This window comes from Blautia sp. AM23-13AC (assembly GCF_003435675.1).
Classification (GTDB): domain Bacteria; phylum Bacillota; class Clostridia; order Lachnospirales; family Lachnospiraceae; genus Fusicatenibacter; species Fusicatenibacter saccharivorans.
This window is the reverse complement of the sequence record NZ_QTUL01000025.1, coordinates 1-3,108: the sequence shown is the minus strand read 5'-3', so window position 1 is coordinate 3,108 and position 3,108 is coordinate 1. Positions and strand designations below refer to the sequence as shown.

Here is a 3,108-nt window from a genome sequence, read left to right as displayed (position 1 = left end):
GATTATGGCATAACTTGAAGTGAATAAAAAGGTACTCAGGTTCTACCGTTTACAATGAGGATGGTGTTTCAGATTGAAAGTACCAATCAGAACGCCGCCCTGAATGAGATTTACATGACATGGCGCTACGCGCCGAACCCGGCAACGAAAGAAACGGCGGAAAGCCTTCTGGACAAGCTCCGTCCTCTGTCGGATCAGGAGTGTATGGATTTAATCCGCAAGGTGCAGACCGAATATCGTCTGCCGGAGAAGGCACGCACCATCGGGGAAATGCTGGCAGAAGCCAGGCAACGATCCGGGGCGCAGAAGTTATCTGGCCATGACATTATGGCTTTGGAGCGTTTCGACCCGGCAACCAGACACATGATCGTCTTTGATGTTCTTACCCATGACTCGCCTGTTGGCTGGAAGGGTGAGAAAATGCGCCTGTTCCTGACCGACGCCGGATACAGCAAGGCTTTGGAGAATCAGGAAAAGGGGCATATCAAAATCCGCAACCATGCGAAGGTGCTTTCCGGCGACCTCCACTATGACCATAAAGACCGTGAGAGGTAGCCGCCCCCAAAATGTATCAAAATCAGTGGGATATTTTCTGTTTCTTCCTCCGTGGCTTGCGTTCTGAACAGGGCGTGGATGTTTTCCCATGCAGGAGGCTATGGAGGCATACAGACGGGTAAACCGCTCAAAATCAACACTTTTTATTTTCGCAGGAAGGAGGTGCGAAGATGGCTGTTTTTCGTATTGAAAAGACCCGTGATTATACGGTCATGTCGAACCATCACTTGAAAGATCGGACGCTGACCCTGAAATCCAAAGGGCTGCTGTCCATGATGTTGTCGCTCCCTGACGAGTGGAATTACACCACCAGAGGTCTTGCGGCGATCTGCCGGGAAGGTGTGGACAGCATCGGTGCGGCATTGAAGGAGCTGGAAACCCACGGGTATATCCGGCGCACCCAGCTTCGGGATGAAAAAGGCAAGATCACGGATACCGAGTATGTCATTTACGAAATGCCTCAGTGCGAGCCGCCGTCAAGCCCAGGTACGCCTTTACCGGGTACGGCAAAGCCATATACGGAAAACCCGGATATGGGTATCCCGGATACGGCGGAACCGTGTACGGAAAACCCCGCACAATTAAATACTAATCAAACAAAGACTGATTTATCAAGTACGGAACTATCAAATCCTATCCAATCAAATCCCCCTACCCCCACAGGGGCAAGGATGGGAATGGATCGGATGGGAGCCAGAGAATGTTATCGTGAAGTGATTTTGGATAACATCGAGTACAGCTATCTGGTGCAGGACAGCCATATCGACCGTGAACAGCTTGACGAAATCGTTGACCTGATCGTGGATACCGTATGTTCTGCCCGCAAAGTCATCCGCATTGCCGGAGACGATTATCCGGCGGAGGTGGTAAAGTCCCGGTTTATGAAGCTGGACAGCTCCCATGTTCAGTATGTCATGGACTGCATGAAGGACAACACCACCTATGTCCGCAATATCAAGAAATACCTTCTGGCGGCGCTGTATAACGCCCCGACCACCATCAACAGCTACTATTCTTCCCTGGTGCAGCACGATATGTACGGGGACGGGCAAAGGGGGCGAGGCTAAATGCAGGAGGAAGTAACGCGGGGCGCCGTAACGCTCATTGTTGACGGAGCCAAGCTAAGCGAGCAAGTCTTTGAAAAGGCCGTCAAAAAGTTCCTGGAGGAAATCCAGAAAAGCCAGAAGCCAAAAATCTACCGCGGCAGGCAGAGCCTTAAACAGCTTGCCAGCCAGAACGCCGGTCTTGCCAATATCGAGATCAGCGACAAGAATATCAAGGCATTCTCCCGTGTTGCGAAGAAATACCATGTGGATTTTGCCTTGAAGAAGGACCCCGCCGCAGAACAGCCCCGTTACCTGGTCTTTTTCAAAAGCCGGGACGCAGATGCCATCACAGCAGCATTTCAGGAGTTTGCCAGCCGGAAAATGAGCCGTGAGGAAAAGCCCTCCATCCGGGAGCGGCTGACCCAGGCGAAGGAACAGGCGGCGGAGAAAACGGAACACCGCACCATTGACCGGGAAAAAGTAAAGGTCAAAGATCGGAGCGTGCAGAGATGAACATGAAAAAACTGTTTTTGCTGAACCTTCCGTATCTTCTGTTCGTATATCCCTTCGATAAGTTGGCACAGGCTTTCCGGCTTGCGCCCGGTGCTGACCTCTCCGGCAAGCTGCTCTCCATCGGAGACGGCTTCACGGCGGCGCTTTCCTCCCCATGGCTCAGTTTCCATCCCACGGACCTGCTGATCGGCATAGCCGGTGCGGTGATCCTTCGCATGGCGGTCTACCTGAAAGGCAAGAACGCTAAGAAGTATCGCCACGGGATCGAGTATGGTTCTGCCCGGTGGGGTACGGCGGCAGATATCGCTCCCTACATGGACAAGGACTTTTTCCAAAACATCCCCATGACGCAGACGGAACGGATCACGATGGCGAGCCGCCCAAAGCAGCCGAAGTATGCCAGAAATAAAAACATTCTGGTGATCGGCGGTTCCGGCAGCGGCAAGACGCGGTTCTTCTGTAAGCCGTCGCTGCTGCAAGCTCATTCGTCCTATGTCTGCACCGATCCGAAAGGAACCTTGCTGCCGGAGATCGGCGCTTTCCTGGAACGGAAGAAATACCGTATCAAGTGCCTCAACCTGATAAACTTCCGAAAATCCATGAGATACAACCCACTGGCCTACATTCGGTCAGAGAAGGATATCTTAAAACTGGTGAACGCCCTGATTATGAACACGAAGGGCGAAGGCGAAAAATCTTCGGAAGATTTCTGGGTCAAAGCGGAACGCCTCTATTATTCCGCGCTGATCGGCTACATCTGGTACGAGGCCACGGAAGAAGAAAAGAACTTCATCACGCTTCTGGACCTTATCAATGCCAGTGAAGCCAGAGAGGATGACGAGACTTATCAAAGCCCGGTGGACCTGCTTTTTTCTCAGTTGGAGGAACGGGAGCCGGACCACTTCGCCGTCAAGCAGTACCGCAAATTCAAGATGGCGGCGGGTGTTGTATGCTCTAAAAGACTTCTTAATCAAGCGGTTGGGAAGTCTCTTAG

At 52.1% G+C, this 3,108-nt stretch carries 4 protein-coding genes; all 4 read left to right on the top strand.

Annotated features, from left to right (window positions below; translation table 11 throughout):
- The first annotated feature begins 54 nt into the window (after nt 1-54).
- Nucleotides 55-555: a DUF5720 family protein gene (locus DW642_RS16715; RefSeq protein ID WP_117511010.1), complete on the top strand. Its 501-nt coding sequence runs from the start codon at nt 55-57 to the stop codon at nt 553-555.
- Between the two features lie 170 nt (nt 556-725).
- Nucleotides 726-1,622, top strand: a complete 897-nt coding sequence (locus DW642_RS15540; RefSeq protein WP_117511008.1) for a DUF6017 domain-containing protein — start codon at nt 726-728, stop codon at nt 1,620-1,622.
- Nucleotides 1,623-2,114: a PcfB family protein gene (locus tag DW642_RS15535; protein ID WP_117511006.1), complete on the top strand. Its 492-nt coding sequence runs from the start codon at nt 1,623-1,625 to the stop codon at nt 2,112-2,114.
- On the top strand, nt 2,111-3,108 hold a 998-nt coding region (locus DW642_RS15530; protein ID WP_147326137.1), incomplete at its 3' end, for a type IV secretory system conjugative DNA transfer family protein. The genes DW642_RS15535 and DW642_RS15530, both read left to right, overlap by 4 nt.

Excerpts from the sequence above, each read along its gene's own strand:
- DW642_RS16715 (WP_117511010.1), top strand. The coding sequence starts at position 55 with ATGAGGATGGTGTTTCAGATTGAAAGTACCAATCAGAACGCCGCCCTG.
- DW642_RS15540 (WP_117511008.1), top strand. The coding sequence starts at position 726 with ATGGCTGTTTTTCGTATTGAAAAGACCCGTGATTATACGGTCATGTCG.
- DW642_RS15535 (WP_117511006.1), top strand. The coding sequence starts at position 1,623 with ATGCAGGAGGAAGTAACGCGGGGCGCCGTAACGCTCATTGTTGACGGA.